This is a genomic window from Luteibacter sp. UNCMF331Sha3.1, from assembly GCF_900109915.1.
Lineage (GTDB): Bacteria > Pseudomonadota > Gammaproteobacteria > Xanthomonadales > Rhodanobacteraceae > Luteibacter.
The window spans coordinates 102,512-120,868 of the sequence record NZ_FOBU01000003.1 but is presented as its reverse complement, the minus strand read 5'-3'; the positions used below and the strand labels follow the sequence as shown (position 1 = coordinate 120,868).

Below are 18,357 nucleotides of genomic sequence, written 5' to 3'. Positions count from 1 at the left end.
AGGCTCGCCGTGAAAGCCCTGTTCGTCGCGATGGCCGTCGTCGCGGCCCATGCGATCGCCCTCATGACCATGCCGTCGATCGGCATGACGATCTCGTACGCCTTTTTCTTTTCCGTCGCGGGCCTGGCCGTCGGCAGCACGGTGGTCGCATGGCGGCGCTCGGGCGTGCCCCGCGACCGCCGCTGGTGGCTGCTGATCGCGAGCCTGGCGCTGTGGATGACCGGCATGGCGCTGTCGGCCCGGCAGAACTACGTGCTGGACAACTCCAACCCGGCGCCCGGCGACAGCATGTTCTTCTACATCCTGTACGTGCTGCCGGTGCTGGTCGCGGTGTCCTCCGCACCGGTCGCCGCGCGCAAGCGGTGGGCGGTGGCCATCGACCTGGTGCTGGCGACGCTGCTGGGCGTGCTGTTCTACGTTCGCACGTTCTCGATCGTGTCGGCGCAGGGCGCGATGCACACGCAGCAGGCGATCGACGTCGCGTACATGCTCGATTTCGAGAACGCCTGCCTCGCGATGGCGAGCTTCATGCGCTACCTCGCCACCGACCGGAACGAAGACCACTTCTTCTTTCGCGGGGTCACCGCGTTCTTCGTCACCTACGCGGTCTGCGGGTATCTCTACAACCACCACGTCGCGCTTGCCGGGCATCCCGAATTCGGCAGCTCCCCCTTCGACGCATTGCTCGACCTGCCCTTCCTCGCCCTGTTCGTCGCCGCCGTCACACCGCATGCGCAGCGCTACTGGCACATGCCGGTCTATCTGATCCGCTTCGTGCAGGGTGCGAGCCCGACCTTTCTCGCCATGAGCGTGCTCGGCTTCGGGCTCATGGTGATTCCGGGCTATCCGACGCTCGGCATCATCGGTGCCATCGCTGCCGTGGTGGGCATCGGACTGCGCGGCACGCTGGCGCAGGTGGATCTGGTTGAAGAGGAATTCCGCCTGTCGCGCAGCCGCGACGAACTGCAGGGGCTGGTTTTCGTCGACAGCCTGACCGGACTCGCCAACCGGCGCGCGCTCGACGAGCGCCTGCTGCGCGAATGGCATCGACCCGGTCAGTCGGATCCCATCGCGCTGCTGATGATCGACGTCGACTACTTCAAGGAATACAACGACCGATTCGGCCACCTCGCCGGCGACGAGTGCCTGCGCGCGCTGGCCACCGCGTTCATCGCGCATGGCACGCGACCCGGCGATTTCGTCGCCCGGTTCGGTGGCGAGGAATTCGCCGTGATCGCCCCCGGAACGCGCCTGCCCGACGCCATCGCCCTCGCGGAGTCCATGCGCGCGCACGTCGAGGCGCTCGGTATCGCGCACCCATCGAGCCCATCGCGGCGCCTGACCATCAGCATCGGCGTCGCGCTGGCCCACGCCAGCTCCGACGGCGGTCCCCTCGACCTGCTCAACGCGGCGGACCGCGCGCTCTACCGCGCGAAGCAATCCGGCCGCAACCGCGTGGGCGCGCCCGAAGGCCCGCGCCTCGGCGCCACCTCCGACCGCATCAGCCCTCTCCGGCGTTAACCCCTTTTCCGACCCCGATCCGTTTCACGTCCATGTACCCCCCACGAGGTCATGCACGATGAACCCGAAACGCGTCACCCTCCCCCTTCTTTTCGCCGGCCTGGTCGCCCTGGCCGGTGCCGCCGCGCCGGACCCGGCGTCGGCCTCCCAGCATGCCGTCACGCCCGACGAACCCGATGCGTCGGGCGACTGCGTCGCGGGCGGCGGATGGCAGGGGCGACCGATGATGTCGCGCATGGCCGGCGCGCCGGTCGCGGTGGCCGCGCCGCCTCCGCCTGCCGCGCCGCCCGCGACGATCGAGGTGCAGGCCAGTGCGCAAGCCGCCGTGGCGGCGAAGTCGGCGCCGATGCCGATGGCGGCATCCGTCCTGGGCTTCGCGCCGCCCATGCCATACGCGGCAGCCGACCGCGACAACTATGCGCACCGCGAGCCGAACGGCGTGCACCTGGCCGCCAGCGATCCCGTCTCGACCTTCGGACTCGACGTGGATACCGGCTCGTACACCAACGTGCGCCATATGATTTCCGAGGGACGACTGCCCCCCGCCGACGCGGTGCGCACCGAGGAATTCATCAATTACTTCGACTACGGCTACGCGAAGCCCACGTCGACCGACCGGCCGTTCTCGATCACCACCGAACTCGCACCGGCACCGTGGAACCCCGACCGCCAGCTCCTGCTCGTCGGCGTGCAGGGCTACGACGTGCCGGCGGCCCGGATTCCCGCGGCCAACCTGGTGTTCCTCGTCGACGTGTCGGGCTCGATGAACTCGCCCGACAAGCTGCCGCTGCTGAAAGCGTCGCTGAAACAGATCGTGCCGAAACTGCGGGCCCAGGACCGCATTTCCCTGGTGACGTACGCGGGCGCGACGTGCGTCGCGCTGCGCTCCACCCCTGGCGACCGGCAGGCGACGATCCTCGCCGCGATCGACGGACTCGGTGCCGGAGGCTCGACCAATGGCGCCGCGGGTATCGATCTCGCGTACGCGCAGGCGGCGAAGGGGTTCATTCCGCACGGCGTGAATCGCGTGATCCTCGCGACCGATGGCGATTTCAACGTCGGCACGACGGGCGTCGAGGCGCTCAAGGATCGCATCGTGCAGAAGCGCCGGGGCGGCGTAGCCCTCACCACGCTGGGTTTCGGCGAAGGCAACTACAACGACGAGATGGCCGTGACCCTGGCCGATGCGGGCAATGGCAGCCATCACTACATCGACAGCCTGGACGAAGGGCGTCGCGTGCTCGTCGACGAAATGTCCGCGACGCTGATGACGATCGCGAAGGACGTGAAGGTGCAGGTGGAGTTCAACCCGGCCGTCGTCGCCGAATATCGCCTCATCGGCTACGAGAAACGCGTGCTCGCACGAGAAGACTTCAACAACGATGCCGTCGACGCGGGCGACATCGGTGCCGGCGCCAACGTCACCGCGCTCTACGAGATCACCCTGAAGAATACGAAAGGCGCGCGGGTCGACCCCCTGCGTTACGGCCCTCCCCACCGACTCGTCGCGAGCGCCTCAGGTGCCGATGGCGAACTCGGCTTCCTGCGGGTGCGTTACAAGTCGCCCGAAGGCGGCGCGAGCCGGCTGATCGAGCAACCGATGACGACCGATGTCGCGGCAAACCCCAGCGAGCGTCTCCGCTTCGCCGCCGCCGTCGCCGCGTTCGCCGAAAACCTCCGGGGCGGGAAATACGCCGAAGGGTTCGGCTACGACAAGGTCGCGGAGCTGGCCCGAGGTGCGCGGGGCGCGGACGATGGCGGCTACCGCGCGGGCATGGTGCGGCTGGTCGAAATGGCGGGAGCGATGCCGTAACCTTGCCCGCCATGGAAGCACGCGCGACCGACGACGGTGGATTGATGCTCGCGTGGGCGGGCGGGAGCGCGACCGCCTTCGACGAGCTCTACGCACGTCACAAAGGCACGCTCTATCGGTTCCTGCTACGCAGCGTGAGCGACCGCGCCACCGCCGACGAACTCTTCCAGGAGACCTGGAGTCGCGTCGTGGTGGCGCGAGACCGTTATCGGCCGGACGCGAAATTCACGACATGGCTGCTGCAGATCGCGCATAACCTGGCGGTGGATCACTTCCGCCGCCAGCGTCCGCAGGCGGGGGCCGAGGAAACCGAAGCCGTGTTCGCCGCGCAGGCGGCACCGGAGCGCGACCAGCCGGAGCAGGCGCTCTCGGAGTTCGAAATGCGGCGGCGCATGCAACGCGCGATCGAGAACCTTCCCGATGAACAACGCGCGACCTTCGTGCTGCGCATGGAGAACGACCTTTCGGTGGACGAGATCGCGATCGTGACCGGCGTGGGCAGGGAAACCGCGAAATCGCGCCTGCGCTACGCGATGTCCCGCGTCCGCGACCAGTTGACGGCAAGCCCATGAATCCCAACACGCCTCCTCCCAGCGACGACGATCTGCCCGACGAGCGCGAGCTCGCCGCGATCTACGGTCGTCTGCCCAAGGACGAGCCGGACGCCGCGCTCGACGCCCGCGTCCGTGCGATGGCCGCGCCACGTGTGCACGCTCGGCGTCGCTCGCGCTGGCCCGTCGCCTTCGGATCGGCCGCCGCGATCGTGCTCGCCCTGGCCGTGACGTGGCAGCTGCGCGACGCGCGGTCGCCGGTACCCGCCGCCAGTCACGGGGTCGCGCCTGCCGACGCGCTGCGCGAGCGCGACGCTGCGCCGGCGTCCCCGGCGCCGGACGCCGCACCGGTGGCGACACCGGCACCGGCACCGCCACCACCCCCCGCGCCGCCAGCGGCGATCGCGGCGGAGACGGCGAAACCGTCCATGCGCGCCGAAGGCAGAATGGCCGCGAGGAACGCGTCGCCATCCACCGTGATGCGAATGAAGAGCTCGCCGTCGCCTCAGGCCGGCGCAGCGGCGTCCGCCTTTGCTCCGATGCCGGAGCTCGCGCCGGACGATCGCGTCGGCGAGATCCGCCGCCTGCTCGGCAGCGGCCAGCGCGAACTCGCCCTGCGTCGCCTGCGCGAACTGCGCGAGCGCTATCCGCGCTACGACCTGCCGCGAGACCTGCGCGACCTGACGCCTTGAGCGCGACGCTCGACACGCTCGCGGAACCCTGGCGCCACGAGGAAGACATCAGGAAGAGCCGCTTCCTCGCGCAGGCCGCACCGGTGGCGTCGCCCGCCGACGCGCTCGCGTGGTTCGCCACGGTCGGCGATCCGGCGGCGACGCACAACTGCTGGGCCTACCGCGTCGGCGACGCCTACCGCTTCAACGACGACGGCGAACCCGGCGGCACCGCGGGACGCCCCATCCTGCAGGCCATCGACGGCCAGGGCTGCGATCGCGTGGCCGTGGTGGTCACGCGCTGGTACGGCGGCATCAAGCTGGGTGCCGGCGGTCTCGCGCGCGCCTATGGCGGATCCGCCGCCGAGTGCCTGCGGCTCGCCCCGCGCGTCCCTCTCGTCGCCATGGGACGGCTCGCCCTGCGATGCGATTTCGGCGAGCTGGCGCTGGTGTCCGCGCGGCTGCGCGAGATGGAGGCGGCGATCGAAGAGGAAACGTTCGGGTCCGATGGCGTCGGGCTCGTCGTGCGTGCGCCCGTCGACCGGCTCGATGCCATCGCCTCGCGGGTCGTGGACCTGACGCGAGGGCGCGTGCAGCCGCGGCGGCTCGATCGTTGAATAATGGCCTGCCCGGCCCCATCCGTGCAGCAATCCGTATGAAGGCACGACCCGCATGACCGAAGAGCGCAGGGAGACATCACGCAAGATCGGGGCATTGCGGAACCTCTGGCCGTTCCTCAAACCGCACAAGGGCCTCGCCATCGGCTGGCTCGTCTTCCTCGCCATCTCGTCCGGCGCCTCGCTGCTGCTGCCGGTCGCCGTGCGTCACATCATCGATCACGGGTTCCTGGCGTCCGACATCGCGACGATCAACGGCACGTTCCTGGGGTTGTTCGGCGTGGCCGTGGTGCTCGCGCTGGCCACCGCCGCGCGTTACTACTGCATCGCGCTGCTCGGCGAGCGCTCCCTCGCGTCGCTGCGCACGTCGTTGTACCGGCACGTGATCGAGCTGGACGTCGGTTTCTACGAGAGCACGCGGGTCGGCGAGCTCACCTCGCGCCTCGGCACCGATACCGAAGTGGTACAGACGCTCGTCGGGTCGGGTATCTCCGTCGCGCTGCGCAGCGCCGTGATGCTGATCGGCGCCGCCGCGGCCATGGCCTGGACGAGCCCACGCCTCGCGGGCCTGACCGCCCTGGTCATTCCCGCGGTGATGCTACCCATCCTGATCTTCGGCCGCCGCGTGCAGGCGCTCTCGCGCCACAGCCAGGACCGCATCGCCGATGCCGCCGCCGTCGCCAACGAGACGCTCAACGCGGCACAGGCGGTGAAGGCCTATGCACGCGAACCGATCGAGAGCCGCCGCTACGCCAGCGCCATCGCGCTCGCGCTGGCGACCGCGCGCCGGCGCATCGGCATGCGTTCGCTGCTCACCGCCGCGGTGATCGTGTTGATCTTCGGCGCGATCACGCTGGTGCTCTGGGCCGGCGCGCGCGACGTCATCGCGGGCGACCTCGCCCCAGGCGTGCTCAGCCAGTTCGTGCTCTACGCCATCTTCGCCGCCGGTTCGGTCGCCGGCCTGTCGGAAGTCTGGGGCGACGTCCTGCGTGCCGCGGGCGCCATGGAGCGCATCGGCGAGCTGTTCGCCGAGAAAGCCGACATCCGCACGCCCGACGCACCGGAACCGCTTCCGCGTCCGGTCACGGGGGCACTCCGCTTCGACCACGTCGAGTTCCGTTACCCGTCGCGCCCGGACGTCGCGGCCCTGACGGATTTCGACCTCGACATCGCGCCGGGCGAGACCGTCGCACTTGTGGGCCCGTCGGGCGCCGGCAAGAGCACGGTGTTCAGCCTGCTGCTCCGTTTCCACGACCCGCTCGCGGGCGCGATCCGCTTCGACGGCGTCGACCTGCGCGCCCTCGCCCTGCCCGAACTCCGCGGCGCGATCGCGCTCGTGCCGCAGGAAACCGTGATCTTCGGTGGCTCCGCCGCCGACAACATCCGTTTCGGACGTGCCGGCGCGAGCGACGACGAGGTGCGCGACGCCGCGCGCCTCGCGGAAGCCGACGGCTTCATCGGTGCGCTGCCCGACGGCTACGAGGCCGCCCTGGGCGAGCGTGGCGTCCGCCTCTCCGGCGGACAGAAGCAGCGCATCGCCATCGCGAGGGCGATCCTGCGCGACGCGCCGCTGCTCCTGCTGGACGAAGCGACCTCCGCCCTCGACGCCCAGTCCGAGGCCGCCATCCAGCACGCGCTCGAGCGCCTCGAAAAGGGCCGCACCACCCTCGTGATCGCGCATCGGCTCGCCACCGTCCAGCGTGCCGACCGCATCGTGGTGATGGAGCACGGCCGCATCGTCGCGCAAGGCACGCACGAGAGCCTGCTGGCCGAGGGCGGCCTCTACGCGGAACTGGCCCGCCTCCAGTTCGTCGCCTGACGAATGCGCGCGGCGTTTTCGCGCCGTTGACGAACCGCCCCCTACCTTCGAGGCCATGGACAGCGACCTGCTGCTACCCCGTCCCGAAGGCCTGTACTGTCCGGCGGGCGACTTCTTCATCGATCCGATGCAACCGGTGGCGCGCGCGGTCGTCACGCATGCGCACGGCGACCACGCGCGCTCGGGCTCCGCGCTCTATCACGTGGCCAGCGCGGGCGGCGCGTTGATGCGCGAGCGTCTCGGCGCCGGCTCGGACATCCGCGAGCACGCATGGTCGGAACGCTTTCCGCTCGGCGACACCGTGATCTCGCTGCACCCGTCCGGCCACATCCTCGGTGCGGCGCAGGTCCGCATCGAAGGACGTGGCAAGGTCGCCGTGGTGTCGGGTGACTACAAGCGCGACCCGGATCCGACCTGCGAGCCGTTCGAGCCCGTGCCCTGCGACGTCTTCGTTACCGAGTCGACGTTCGGACTGCCGATCTATCGCTGGCCGCCCATGAGCGAGGTCGTCGACGACATGCTCGGCTGGCTCGACGAATGTCGCGAGCGCGGTGTGGCGGCGGTGTTGTTCTGTTACGCCCTGGGCAAGGCCCAGCGCGTGCTCGCCGAACTCGCCACACGCACCGACCGCACCGTGCACCTGCACGGCGCGATGCTCCGGCTCGTCGAAGCCTATCGCGAGGCGGGCGTGCGCATGCTGCCGACGGCGCCGGTCAGCGAGTCCGCGCGAGGAAAGGATTTCGCCGGCGAACTGATCATGGCGCCACCCTCGGCGGCGGGGTCCACCTGGATGCGGCGCTTCGGCAAGGCGTCGACCGGCTTCGCCTCGGGATGGATGCAGGTGCGTGGCGCGCGCCGCCGGCGTGGCTACGATCGCGGTTTCGTCGTTTCGGACCACGCCGACTGGCCGGGCCTGCTGCGCAGCGTGGAAGACTGCGGCGCGAAGCGCATCTACGTGACGCACGGCGACGGCGAAGCGCTGATCCGTCACCTGCGCGACACCGGACACGACGCCTTCCCGTTGCGCTCCCTCGGCGGATCGATGCCCGACCTTCGCAGCAGCGAGGAAGGCGACTGATGCGCCGCTTCGCGACGCTGTTCGAAGCGCTCGACCGCACGTCGTCCACGTCGGCGAAACGCGACGCCATGGCCGCGTACTTCGCGGACGCCCCGGCGCAGGACGCGGCGTGGGCCGTTTATGTACTCGGCGGCGGCAAGCTGAAACGCACCGCGACGTCGACCGAGCTGCGCAGCGCGCTGGCGGCCGAAACCCGGTATGCCGACTGGCTCATCGACGACTGTTACCAGCACGTCGGCGATCTGGCGGAAACCATCGCCCTGATGCTTCCGCGCGACGACGAAAGCCGCGAGGACACCGCGCTGCACGTGTGGATGGAGGCCCGCCTCCCATCACTTGGCCGGATGGAATCCGCCGAACGGATCGAGGTGCTGCGCGAATGGTGGCGCGGCCTGCCGCGCGAGCAGGTCTTCCTCGTCAACAAGCTGCTGACCGGATCCCTGCGCGTCGGCGTCTCGCACCGGCTCGTGGTGCAGGCGCTCGCGCAGTGGGCGCAGTTGCCGACCGACCTCATCGCGCATCGACTCAGCGGCACCTGGAAGCCCGGCGCCGAGGCGTTCGCCGCGCTGGCGGGCCCCGAACGTCCGGACGAGCATGCAGGGGAGCGGCCCTATCCGTTCTTCCTCGCCTCGCCGCTCGAGCAGGACGTCACGGCGCTCGGCCCGACGGCCGACTGGCTCGCCGAGTGGAAGTGGGACGGCATACGCGCGCAGGTCATGCGTCGCGAAGACCATGTGCTCATCTGGTCGCGTGGCGAGGAACGGCTCGACGGCCGCTTTCCCGAGATCGAGCTCGCCGGCGCCGACCTCGCCCCCGGTTGCGTTCTCGATGGCGAAATTCTCGCCTGGACGCCCGACGAGGCGCACCCGTTGCCCTTCGCGGCGCTGCAGAAACGCATCGGCAAGCTGAAGCCCGGAGCGAAGCTGCTCGCCGACACCCCCGTGCGGCTGATGGCCTACGACCTGCTCGAACTCGATGGCATCGACCTGCGCGAGCGGCCGTTGTCCGAGCGACGCGCGTCCCTCGCCGCGCTGATCGAAGGCCGCGGCCCGACGCTCATGCTGTCGCCCGCCGTCGATGCCAGCGAGTGGTCCGCGCTCACGACGGTGCGTACCGAATCGCGTGAACGGCGCACCGAAGGCCTGATGCTGAAGCGACTCGACTCGCCGTACCGGGTGGGACGCAAGCGCGGCGACTGGTGGAAGTGGAAGGTCGATCCGTACACGATCGACGCGGTGCTTCTGTACGCGCAGCCCGGTCATGGCCGGCGCTCGGGCCTGTTCACCGACTACACGTTCGGCGTGTGGGACGGCGACGCGCTCGTACCCGTCGCGAAGGCGTACTCCGGCCTCGACGATGCCGAGATCGGACGCCTCGACCGCTGGATCCGGGCGCATACGATCGACCGGTTCGGCCCCGTGAGGTCGGTCGAAGCCACGCACGTTTTCGAACTCGCCTTCGAAGCCATCCAGGCCTCGGGACGACACAAGGCCGGCGTCGCCGTGCGCTTTCCGCGCATCCTGCGCTGGCGAACCGACCTCGCGATCCGCGATGCCGACAAGCTCGACGACCTCCGCCGCCTGGCGACGGGCTGAAGCACGCCTCGTGGCGTGGTTCGCGACGCAGGGACGCCGCCCGGCGCCGTTCCAGCGTGCCGCGTGGCGCGCGTGGCGCGACGGCCAGAACGGTCTGATCCACGCACCCACCGGCACCGGCAAGACGCTGGCCGCCGTCGGCGGTCCGCTCATCGATGCCGCGCTGCGCCCGCAGACGGGTCTCCAGCTGCTCTGGATCACGCCGCTTCGTTCGCTCGCCACGGACACGGCGCAACATCTCTCCGCCGCCGTCGACGCGATGGAGCTACCGTGGCGCGTGCTGCGCCGGACGGGCGACAGTGGCAGCGCCGAGCGCGCGAAACTTCGTCGCGGCGCGTGCGAGTTGCTGGTCACGACACCGGAGAGCCTTGCCCTGCTGCTCAGCTACCCGGATGGCCGCGAGCGCTTCGCGCGCTTGCGCGGGATCGTCGTGGACGAATGGCACGAGCTCATCGGCAACAAGCGCGGCACGCTGCTCCAGCTCGGGCTCGCGCGCTTGCGTCACTGGCTGCCCGAGCTGCGCACGTGGGGACTTTCCGCGACGCTGGGCAACCTCGACGAAGCCCTGCACGCGCTGGCCGGCGACGGCGTGCTGATCGGCGGCGGCGCCGCGAAGAAGACGCTGATCGAAACCGCGCTGCCGGAGGCGGGCGAACGCTTTCCCTGGGCCGGGCACCTCGGTCTTTCACAGCTGCCGCGCGTGCTCGACGCGGTACTCGGCGCGCGCAGCAGTCTGGTCTTCGCCAACACCCGCTCGCAGGCGGAGTTATGGCACGAGGCGCTGTCGTCCGTCTGGCCCGAGTCGCCACCGACGCTCGCCCTGCACCACGGCTCCATCGATCCCAAACTCCGCTTCGCCACCGAAGAAGGTCTGCGCGTCGGCGCGCTGCGCTGCGTCGTCGCGACGTCGAGCCTCGACCTGGGCGTCGATTTTTCCAGCGTCGAGCGCGTCGTGCAGATCGGCAGCCCGAAGAGCGTCGCGCGACTGCTGCAGCGGGCGGGCCGTAGCGGTCATCAGCCGGGCATGCCGTCGCGTATTCTCTGCGTGCCGACGCACCTGCTCGAACTCGCGGAGATCGCGGCGGCGCGCCATGCGCTGGAGACCGGTCATCTCGAGCCCAGGCGCCCGATGCGCGGCTGCCTCGACGTCCTGGCGCAGCACCTGCTCACGATGGCGCTCGGCGGCGGGTTCGACGCCGACGACGCGTACCGCGAGATCACCTCGTCGCTCGCTTATGCCCAGCTGCCGCGCGAGCGATTCGACGCGGTGCTCTTCTATCTGCAGACGGGCGGATCGGCGCTCGCCAGTTACCCGGAGTACCAGAAGCTGGTGCGGACCGGGGATCGTTACCATGTCGATAGCGGACGCATCGCGCGCATGCACCGGCTGTCGATCGGCACCATCACGTCCGACGGCACGCTGGCCGTGCGCTACATGAAGGGCGCCCGCCTCGGCACCGTCGAAGAGAGCTTCGTGTCGCGACTGAGACCCGGTGACCGCTTCCTCTTCGCCGGCAGGCACCTCGAACTCGTGCGCGTTCGCGACATGACGGCCTACGTGCGCGCGGCACCGAACCGGCGCGGCGGGGTCCCGCGCTGGATGGGAGGCCGCATGCCCCTGTCCGGCGAACTGTCGGACGAATTGCGCGATACGCTCGCGGGTGGCGGCACGGGCTCGGCGGAGATGCGCGCGTTGCGTCCACTGCTCGCCGTGCAGGAAAATCACTCGTCGATCCCCGAGCCGGGCGACACGCTCTGCGAGCGCACGCGAACGCGCGAAGGGGATTACCTCTTCGTGTTCCCCTTTGCCGGACGGCTCGCGCACGAGGGTCTGGCGGCGGTGCTCGCCTACCGTCTCGCACGACTGCAACCCGGCGACTACGGCTACGCGGTGAACGATTACGGCCTTACCATCACGGCCGCCCGCATGCCCGTGCTCGACGCGGAGACGATGCGACGACTGTTGCATCCCTGGGGACTGCGCGCGGACATCCGTGCCAGCGTGAACCTGTCGGAACTCGCCCGGCGACAGTTCCGCGAGATCGCGCGCGTCGCCGGCCTCGTCTTCAACGGATATCCCGCGCAGGGCAAGACGCTTCGGCAGTTGCAGGCCTCCAGCGGTCTGCTCTTCGACGTGCTGCGGCGACACGATCCGGACCACCCCTTGCTGTGGCAGGCCGAACGCGAAGTCCTCGACCAGCAGCTCGACTATTCGCGCCTGCGCGCCTGCCTGCTTCGCGTCGCGCGCTCCCGCGTGCTCTGGCACGAGACGAAGCGCCTGAGTCCCCTCGCGTTCCCGCTATGGGTCGAACGCCTGCGCGGCGGCATCGCCATGGACGACTGGAAGAGCCGCGTGGAGCGCATGCTCGCCTCGCTCGAAGCGGGGGCGGACGAATGATGACGCACGACATGGCGATCGCCGGCGAACGCGTGACCCTGCACGCGCAGCGGGCCCTGTTCTGGCCCGCGCGACGCATGCTCATGGTCGCCGATGTCCACTTCGGCAAGGGCGCCGTGTTCCGCCGGGCCGGCATCGCGGTACCCAGCGGCGACACGGAGGACGACATCGAGCGGCTCGACGGCCTCATCGCCACGTTCTCTCCCGATACGCTCATGGTGCTCGGCGACCTCGTGCACGGCGACGCGACGGAGCGCAGCGCCTGGGTCGCGCGCGTTCGCGCGTGGCGCGCACGACATCCGGCGATCGATATCCAGCTCATCGCCGGCAATCACGATCGGCACTTCGACGTCGCGTCGCTCGGCATCGCGGTGCGACCGCAGCGCCTGCGTGTCGCGCCGTTCGTGCTGGCCCACCACCCGGAACGCCACGACGCCGGCTACACGCTGGCGGGCCACGTCCATCCCGGCGCGACGGTCCGTGACGGCTGGCGAAAGCACCGCCTTCCCGCGTTCGTCTTCGATCGCGACGTCGGCACGCTTCCCGCCTTCGGCACGCTTACCGGCTTGCACGACGTGAAGCCCGAGCCGGGCCGCCGGATCGTGGTCGCCACGCCGGCCGGTCTGGTGCCCCTGCGTTGATACGCGCGCATAATCCAGTCTCCCGACATGGAGCACATGCATGAAGCGTCTGATCGTTGGAGTGATGGCCCTGGTCGCGGCGACGGCGTCGCTGGCGGAAGGACCCGGTGCGGTGCGACGCCGCGTGGAAGCGAGCATGCTGTTGACCGGCTCCGTTACCGTCGCGCCGGACGGTAGCGTCAGTGGTTACGAGCTCGACAGGCAGGACAAGGTGCCGCCCGAAATCGTCGAACTCGTGCGGCGGGCCGCCTCCGGCTGGCGCTTCGAGCCTGTCGTCCGCGATGGGCAGCCGGTCAGCGCGAAGGCACGCATGAGTCTGCGCGTGGTCGCCCGGCGCGACGATCCGTCGAAGGCGGACTTCACGGCGCACATTGCCGGCGGGAGCTTCGGCGACGACGGCAAGGGTGGCGAAGAGATCACATACGCGGATCGCCATCCACCGTCGTATCCGTCCAACGCGGCGGCCGCCCGGGTCGAAGGCACGGTCTACCTGATGCTCCGTATCGATCACGACGGCAAGGTGGTCGATGCCATCGCCGAACAGGTGAACATGGGCGTGGTCGGTTCCGACAGCGAACTCCGCGTATGGCGCAACGTGCTGGCGAAACCGTCGGTGCAGGCGGCGAAGACCTGGACGTTCCATCCGCCGACGAAGGGACCCCACGCGAACGATCCGTACTACGTGGTCCGCGTACCGGTCGTTTACGCGCTCAACCGTAACGGTGCGCAGTACGAGACCTACGGCGAGTGGCATGCCTACGTGCCGGGCCCGAAGGAACACGTGCCTTGGGCGGACGAGGGACGGCAACAGGGTGGCGGCACCGATGCCGTCCCCGACGGTCAGCTGTTCCTGGTCAACAGCGGTCTGACGCTCACGACGCCGATCGACCGGACCTGAGTCTCCGGGCGCGCCGTCACGCCAGCGCGGCGACGATCGCCCGCACCGTGTCCACGTCGGTGCGGGTTTCGCCGGCGCCCATGCCGAGCGTGTCGCGCGGGACGCGACGCATGGCCGACGGTAGCCGGCGCTTCGCCGAGGCGTGGAACTCGCGGGCGCGCGTCGCCTCGCGCAGGGCCCGCACGTTATCTGGATCGATGCCCGCGCCGGGCATCACCACGATGCGGCCGCCGGCCTGCGCCACGAGTTTCGCGAGCGCCGGAGCCCCCGCCACCGCGCTCGCCATGCCGCCCGACGTGAGCACGCGCTCGAAGCCGAGGTCGATCACGGTTTCGAGCGCGTCGCCGCGATCCGGCACCAGATCGAAGGCGCGGTGGAACGTGACGCCCATGTCGCCGGCGGCGCGGACGAAGGCCGCGCAGGCGTCGGCATCGACGTCGCCCTCCGGCGTCAGCGCGCCGACCACGACACCGTCGCAGCCGAGTGCGCGGCAGTGCGCGATGTCGTCCAGCATCGCCTCGATCTCGGCATTCTCGTAGACGAAGTCGCCCGATCGCGGGCGGATCAGCACGTAGAGCGGAATATCCAGGCCTTCGCGCGCCAGCACGATCGTGCCGTGCGACGGCGTGACGCCGCCTTCGTCGAGGCTCGCGCAGAGCTCCACGCGCCCTGCCCCGCCTTCCTGCGCGGCGAAGGCGGACGCCACCGAATTGGCCGCGACCTCGAGCAGCGCCATGGTCAGTAGCTGCTCTTGCCGGGAATCAGCGTGTCCTGCTTCGCCGCGTCGCAGACCGCGTACGAGAACCCCTTCTGGATCGCCCACGCGCCGACGTTGCCCTTCGTGTCCATCGCGAGGAATCCCACCTGTAGATCCCTGGCATCGGGCTTGCGACGAATGATGCGTTCGACGGCTTCGCGGCAGGCGTCCTCCGGCGAGCGGCCCTGACGCATCAGTTCGACCACGAGGAAGCTGCCCACGTTCCGGATCACTTCCTCGCCCACGCCGGTCGACGTCGCGCCGCCCACCTCGTTGTCGACGTAAAGCCCCGCGCCGATGATCGGACTGTCGCCCACGCGCCCGTGCAGCTTCCACGCCATGCCGCTCGTGGTGCAGGCGCCGGAGAGGTTGCCCTTCGCGTCGATGGCCAGCATGCCGATCGTGTCGTGGTTGGTCGCGTCGCCGGGCGTGCCGCCGGGACCGGCGTTGTAGGTTTTCACCTCGCTATTGGCCACCGGCTTGTATTTCGCCGTCTTCAGCCACTCGTGCCACGCCTTGTCTGCATCCGGCGTCAGCAGTTCCTCGCGCGGAAAGCCCTGTTCGAGCGCGAACTGCAGGGCGCCATCGCCCACGAGCAGTACATGGGGCGTGCGCTCCATGACGCGGCGCGCCACGGAGATCGGGTGCGCGATGTGCTCCATCGCCGCGACGGCGCCGCAATTGCCATGTTCGTCCATGATGCTCGCGTCGAGCGTCACCTTGCCGTCGCGATCGGGATAGCCACCCTTGCCGACACTGTGGTTGCGCAGGTCCGCCTCGGGCACCCGGACGCCCTGCTCCACCGCGTCGAGCGAGCGGCCGCCGGCGGAGAGCACTTTCCACGCCGCCTGGTTAGCGGCGACGCCGAAGTCCCAGGTCGACACGACGCGCGGCACCATGCCGCCCGCGGCGGGTGCAGCCGGAACGGCCTTCGCGAAACCCTGCGTCGTCAATGCCATGCCGGAAGCGATCGTCGCCCCCTGGAGAAACCGTCTGCGATCCATGGAAACCCTGAGTCGACGACGCGCCTGTCGCGCCACCGTCGATGGTCGCATGCCCATCCGCCGGCTCGCCACCCGTCGCGTCGCGTCCCGCGATCGAAACGCACAGATAACTCTTCGCCGCCAGCATCCGCGCACGGGCCGCGACCGACATCGCCGCGCCGAGGATCGACAGCATCGCCAGCACCGCCAGCACCACCACGAGGATCGCGCCGCGCTCAGCGCGCACGGGGCCGCCCGACGACGCGCGCGAACGAGCGACCGTTCGTCATGGTCAACCGCACCTCGATCGCCAGCGCCCGATTGTCGTGCGCCGCCGCGAGCCACGTGCGTCGCACGTTGCCGTCGCGCCGCGGGACATCCGCGAGGAACGACGCGCGCGCGACACCGGTAAGGTAGGTTTCGCAGGTAGCGTCGCAGCGAACGAGGGAACCGCCTTCCGAGAACCACGACACCTGCGTGCCGCCGATGGTGACGACGAGAGCGGCTGGACCGCGATGCGACGTCGCCGCGGTGCAGGCGATGGTTCCATCGCAGCCTTCCCAGCGACTCGCGTCGGCCAGGTCGCGTGCGATGGCGGCGAGCGCGAGCCACGCCGCGTCGCCCGACCGCATTCGCGTCGCGTGCCGCATCGACGCGATGCCCGCCATCGACAGCGACACCATCGCGACGGTCGCGACGATGGCCGCGACGCCGAGGCCGACGAGGCATTCGATCAGCGTGGCCCCGATGTGTGCCCGACGCATCACGGACGAAATCGCCGGTCGACGATCGCCTGTCCTCGCCAGGCGATCCTGATCGCGCAGGCCCGTTCACCGCAACGCACGGCACCCGATGCCGCCGGACCGATGTACGTCGCGAGCGCCTGCTGGAACGCGTGCAGGTCGAGTGCCGCGATGGCGGCGGCGTCGCACCCGGCGGCGCAATCGACGGAGCGCGCCCGTGCCGCGTCGCCGTACCGACCGGCGAGCGCGGCGTCGCGATTTAGCCGGAGTCGCGCTTCCAGCGACCCCGCGATCGACACCGCCGCCACCAGCCGCGACGCACGCGCGTGCGTCGCCATGGACTGCATCATCCAGGTCGCGTTCGCCGCCGAGCCCACGGCGAAGACCGCGATGGCGACAAGGCATTCGACGAGGGAAGAACCGCGGGTCCGGCGCATCCGGAAACTGTGCGCATCCCGGGACGCGCCAGCCACCGGACCGACGCGCGACGCGGTGTAGGAATGACCCGCCGCACAGCCAGGCGGTCACCCGTTCCTTGGGACCGGCCGTGATCGTCGACGTCTCTTCGGCGACAAAAAAAGCCCCGCGCTTGCGCGCGGGGCTTTTACCGACGCCTCGACGGCGGCGATTACGCGGCGACTTCGACGCCCGACGCCTGGGCACCCTTCGGGCCCTGGGTCACTTCGAACTGCACGCGCTGGCCTTCCTGAAGACTACGGAACCCCTTCGAATTGATCGCAGAAAAGTGGACGAACACGTCCTCCCCACCGTCCTCGGGCGCGATGAAACCGAAACCCTTGGCATCGTTGAACCACTTGACCGTACCGAAACGCATTGCGGAAACCTCTGGACATGGACTGGAAGCGCACCGGATGGCGAGGCGTTCCCCATGGATCCCCTTGGCCTGCCCCCGCGGCGCGACGGAAGTATCGACATGTTTGAGCCCAAAGCGCAACTGCGACTCTTTCCCGGGTCACCCCATCGACAGGAGGCGTCCGAGGATCGGCGGAACGTTCGCCGTGGCCGCGGCGAGGTGGGCGAAGATCTCTTCGATGCTGATTTCCTCGTCGTCGCCCGCGCCGGCGGCGAAGTTCGCCACGAGCGCGAGGCATGCGAACTCCAGATCCAGCTCGCGGGCCAGCGCCGCCTCGGGCATGCCGGTCATGCCGACCAGATCGCATCCGTCGCGCGTCATGCGCGCGATTTCGGCACGTGTCTCCAGGCGGGGACCCTGGGTCACTCCGTGGACGCCGCCGTCGATCACCGGCAGGCCTTCCGCACGGGCCGCGGCCACGATGGCGTGGCGCAGGCTCGCGGTGTACGGCTCACTGAAATCGATGTGCCGGACCTCGGCCCCTTCCACGTCGTTGAAACTCGTGTAGCGACCGTGGGTGTAGTCGATGATCTGGTCGGGCACGACCAGCGCGCGCGGACCCATGTCGTCGCGGATACCGCCCACGGCGTTGACCGCCACGACGCGGCGCGCGCCCAGCGAGTGAAGTGCCCAGAGGTTGGCCCGGTAGTTCACCCGGTGCGGCGGCACCGTGTGGCTCTCGCCATGGCGCGCCAGGAAAGCCAGGCGCTTACCGCGGAAGGTGCCGGCGACGATGTCGCCCGACGCCGGACCGAAGGGCGTGTCGACGGTACGACGCTCGGTGTTCTCGAGGCCCTCGAACGCGTAGAGGCCGCTGCCGCCGATGACGGCGAGGTCGATGCTCATGAGATCAGTCCTTGAGCGCGTAGATGGCCGGCAGGTTACGGGCCTGCTCGTGGTAGTCCATGCCGTAGCCGAAGACGTAGCGGTCCGGCAGGTCGACGCCGCTGAAATCGGCTTCGATGCCGTGCGCGCGGCGACCGTGCAGCTTGGTGCACATCACGGCGAGCAGCACCCGTCGCGCGCCCATGTCGAGGCAGGCGTCGCGCACGGCCTTCAACGTGTGACCCTCGTCGAGGATGTCGTCCACCAGCACCACGGTGCGGTCGTGCAGCGGCACTTCGGGACGGCGCAGCCAGTGCAGGTCGCTGCCGCTGGTCTGGCCGCGATAACGCGTGGCGTGCACGTAATCGAATTCAAGATCCGTGCGGATCTGCAGCGCGAGCTGGCCCGCGAAGATCAGCGCACCGTGCATGACGGTGAGGAACACGGGACGTTCGCCGGCGAGCGCCGCGTCGATGTCGCGGCCCATGCGGGCGATCCCGGCGTCGATCTGTTCGCGGGTGAACAGGAGGTCGGCGTTCTGCAATGCGGTGTCGAGCGAAGCGGCGGTCATGA

The 18,357-nt window shown here is 69.7% G+C and carries 19 protein-coding genes; 11 read left to right on the top strand and 8 right to left on the bottom strand.

The window, feature by feature from the left end:
- The first annotated feature begins 9 nt into the window (after window positions 1-9).
- Genes BMX32_RS16175 through BMX32_RS16125 form a run of 11 tightly spaced genes read left to right on the top strand, consistent with a single transcriptional unit; the run spans window position 10 to window position 13,602 of the window.
- Entirely contained in the window at window positions 10-1,521 is a 1,512-nt protein-coding gene (locus BMX32_RS16175) for a GGDEF domain-containing protein (RefSeq protein WP_139206766.1), read from the top strand.
- A gap of 58 nt (window positions 1,522-1,579) precedes the next feature.
- Entirely contained in the window at window positions 1,580-3,334 is a 1,755-nt protein-coding gene (locus BMX32_RS16170; protein ID WP_089980680.1) for a vWA domain-containing protein, read from the top strand.
- An 11-nt stretch (window positions 3,335-3,345) separates the two neighbouring features.
- Window positions 3,346-3,906, top strand: coding sequence for an RNA polymerase sigma factor (locus BMX32_RS16165; RefSeq protein ID WP_089980924.1), 561 nt, complete (start codon window positions 3,346-3,348; stop codon window positions 3,904-3,906).
- On the top strand, window positions 3,903-4,577 hold the full coding sequence (locus BMX32_RS18740) for a hypothetical protein (RefSeq protein ID WP_089980678.1): 675 nt from the start codon (window positions 3,903-3,905) through the stop codon (window positions 4,575-4,577). The genes BMX32_RS16165 and BMX32_RS18740 overlap by 4 nt, the downstream gene beginning before the upstream one ends.
- Complete coding sequence (locus BMX32_RS16155) at window positions 4,574-5,173, top strand: IMPACT family protein (RefSeq protein WP_089980676.1); 600 nt, start codon at window positions 4,574-4,576, stop codon at window positions 5,171-5,173. The genes BMX32_RS18740 and BMX32_RS16155 overlap by 4 nt, the downstream gene beginning before the upstream one ends.
- 55 nt (window positions 5,174-5,228) lie before the next feature.
- Window positions 5,229-6,992, top strand: a complete 1,764-nt coding sequence (locus BMX32_RS16150) for an ABC transporter transmembrane domain-containing protein (RefSeq protein WP_089980673.1) — start codon at window positions 5,229-5,231, stop codon at window positions 6,990-6,992.
- 55 nt (window positions 6,993-7,047) lie between these two features.
- Entirely contained in the window at window positions 7,048-8,070 is a 1,023-nt protein-coding gene (locus BMX32_RS16145) for a ligase-associated DNA damage response exonuclease (RefSeq protein ID WP_089980671.1), read from the top strand.
- Complete coding sequence (locus BMX32_RS16140; protein ID WP_089980668.1) at window positions 8,070-9,665, top strand: ATP-dependent DNA ligase; 1,596 nt, start codon at window positions 8,070-8,072, stop codon at window positions 9,663-9,665. Before BMX32_RS16145 ends, BMX32_RS16140 begins: the two co-directional genes overlap by 1 nt.
- Window positions 9,622-12,063: a ligase-associated DNA damage response DEXH box helicase gene (locus BMX32_RS16135; RefSeq protein ID WP_089980666.1), complete on the top strand. Its 2,442-nt coding sequence runs from the start codon at window positions 9,622-9,624 to the stop codon at window positions 12,061-12,063. The genes BMX32_RS16140 and BMX32_RS16135 overlap by 44 nt, the downstream gene beginning before the upstream one ends.
- Window positions 12,060-12,704 (top strand): ligase-associated DNA damage response endonuclease PdeM, encoded by a 645-nt coding sequence (gene pdeM, locus BMX32_RS16130; RefSeq protein ID WP_170843707.1) that lies wholly within the window; start codon window positions 12,060-12,062, stop codon window positions 12,702-12,704. The genes BMX32_RS16135 and pdeM overlap by 4 nt, the downstream gene beginning before the upstream one ends.
- A 40-nt stretch (window positions 12,705-12,744) precedes the next feature.
- Window positions 12,745-13,602 carry an energy transducer TonB gene (locus tag BMX32_RS16125; RefSeq protein ID WP_089980660.1) on the top strand — a complete coding sequence of 286 codons (858 nt, stop codon included), beginning with the start codon at window positions 12,745-12,747 and terminating at the stop codon, window positions 13,600-13,602.
- Between the two features lie 16 nt (window positions 13,603-13,618).
- On the opposite strand, the gene BMX32_RS16120 is transcribed toward BMX32_RS16125, so the two are convergent.
- The 8 genes from BMX32_RS16120 to BMX32_RS16090 all read right to left on the bottom strand — a co-directional run bounded on the left by BMX32_RS16120 (window position 13,619) and on the right by BMX32_RS16090 (window position 18,355).
- Complete coding sequence (locus BMX32_RS16120; RefSeq protein ID WP_089980656.1) at window positions 13,619-14,338, bottom strand: copper homeostasis protein CutC; 720 nt, start codon at window positions 14,336-14,338, stop codon at window positions 13,619-13,621.
- A 2-nt stretch (window positions 14,339-14,340) separates the two neighbouring features.
- Entirely contained in the window at window positions 14,341-15,318 is a 978-nt protein-coding gene (locus BMX32_RS16115; RefSeq protein WP_244511582.1) for a N(4)-(beta-N-acetylglucosaminyl)-L-asparaginase, read from the bottom strand.
- Window positions 15,212-15,589 carry a hypothetical protein gene (locus BMX32_RS18965; RefSeq protein WP_244511581.1) on the bottom strand — a complete coding sequence of 126 codons (378 nt, stop codon included), beginning with the start codon at window positions 15,587-15,589 and terminating at the stop codon, window positions 15,212-15,214. The genes BMX32_RS16115 and BMX32_RS18965 overlap by 107 nt, the downstream gene beginning before the upstream one ends.
- Window positions 15,579-16,106 carry a hypothetical protein gene (locus tag BMX32_RS16110; RefSeq protein ID WP_089980652.1) on the bottom strand — a complete coding sequence of 176 codons (528 nt, stop codon included), beginning with the start codon at window positions 16,104-16,106 and terminating at the stop codon, window positions 15,579-15,581. Before BMX32_RS16110 ends, BMX32_RS18965 begins: the two co-directional genes overlap by 11 nt.
- The gene (locus tag BMX32_RS16105) at window positions 16,106-16,522 is read right to left on the bottom strand and encodes a type IV pilus modification PilV family protein (protein ID WP_089980649.1); all 417 of its coding nucleotides are present in this window, start codon (window positions 16,520-16,522) and stop codon (window positions 16,106-16,108) included. The genes BMX32_RS16110 and BMX32_RS16105 overlap by 1 nt, the downstream gene beginning before the upstream one ends.
- Before the next feature lie 191 nt (window positions 16,523-16,713).
- Window positions 16,714-16,920 (bottom strand): cold-shock protein, encoded by a 207-nt coding sequence (locus tag BMX32_RS16100; protein ID WP_089980647.1) that lies wholly within the window; start codon window positions 16,918-16,920, stop codon window positions 16,714-16,716.
- Between the two features lie 138 nt (window positions 16,921-17,058).
- Window positions 17,059-17,805, bottom strand: a complete 747-nt coding sequence (locus tag BMX32_RS16095) for an S-methyl-5'-thioinosine phosphorylase (protein WP_089980645.1) — start codon at window positions 17,803-17,805, stop codon at window positions 17,059-17,061.
- Window positions 17,806-17,809: 4 nt separating this feature from the next.
- Entirely contained in the window at window positions 17,810-18,355 is a 546-nt protein-coding gene (locus tag BMX32_RS16090; protein ID WP_089980643.1) for a hypoxanthine-guanine phosphoribosyltransferase, read from the bottom strand.
- Between the last annotated feature and the right edge of the window lie 2 nt (window positions 18,356-18,357).

Bases quoted from the DNA above. Each gene is read 5' to 3' on its own strand.
- BMX32_RS16120 (WP_089980656.1), bottom strand. From the start codon at position 14,338: ATGGCGCTGCTCGAGGTCGCGGCCAATTCGGTGGCGTCCGCCTTCGCC.
- BMX32_RS16090 (WP_089980643.1), bottom strand. From the start codon at position 18,355: ATGACCGCCGCTTCGCTCGACACCGCATTGCAGAACGCCGACCTCCTG.
- BMX32_RS16110 (WP_089980652.1), bottom strand. From the start codon at position 16,106: ATGCGTCGGGCACACATCGGGGCCACGCTGATCGAATGCCTCGTCGGC.
- BMX32_RS16125 (WP_089980660.1), top strand. From the start codon at position 12,745: ATGAAGCGTCTGATCGTTGGAGTGATGGCCCTGGTCGCGGCGACGGCG.
- BMX32_RS16140 (WP_089980668.1), top strand. From the start codon at position 8,070: ATGCGCCGCTTCGCGACGCTGTTCGAAGCGCTCGACCGCACGTCGTCC.
- BMX32_RS16100 (WP_089980647.1), bottom strand. From the start codon at position 16,920: ATGCGTTTCGGTACGGTCAAGTGGTTCAACGATGCCAAGGGTTTCGGT.
- BMX32_RS16145 (WP_089980671.1), top strand. From the start codon at position 7,048: ATGGACAGCGACCTGCTGCTACCCCGTCCCGAAGGCCTGTACTGTCCG.
- BMX32_RS16095 (WP_089980645.1), bottom strand. From the start codon at position 17,805: ATGAGCATCGACCTCGCCGTCATCGGCGGCAGCGGCCTCTACGCGTTC.
- BMX32_RS18740 (WP_089980678.1), top strand. From the start codon at position 3,903: ATGAATCCCAACACGCCTCCTCCCAGCGACGACGATCTGCCCGACGAG.
- BMX32_RS16150 (WP_089980673.1), top strand. From the start codon at position 5,229: ATGACCGAAGAGCGCAGGGAGACATCACGCAAGATCGGGGCATTGCGG.
- BMX32_RS16115 (WP_244511582.1), bottom strand. From the start codon at position 15,318: ATGGCATTGACGACGCAGGGTTTCGCGAAGGCCGTTCCGGCTGCACCC.
- pdeM (WP_170843707.1), top strand. From the start codon at position 12,060: ATGATGACGCACGACATGGCGATCGCCGGCGAACGCGTGACCCTGCAC.
- BMX32_RS16170 (WP_089980680.1), top strand. From the start codon at position 1,580: ATGAACCCGAAACGCGTCACCCTCCCCCTTCTTTTCGCCGGCCTGGTC.
- BMX32_RS16165 (WP_089980924.1), top strand. From the start codon at position 3,346: ATGGAAGCACGCGCGACCGACGACGGTGGATTGATGCTCGCGTGGGCG.
- BMX32_RS16105 (WP_089980649.1), bottom strand. From the start codon at position 16,522: ATGCGCCGGACCCGCGGTTCTTCCCTCGTCGAATGCCTTGTCGCCATC.
- BMX32_RS16135 (WP_089980666.1), top strand. From the start codon at position 9,622: ATGCCGACAAGCTCGACGACCTCCGCCGCCTGGCGACGGGCTGAAGCA.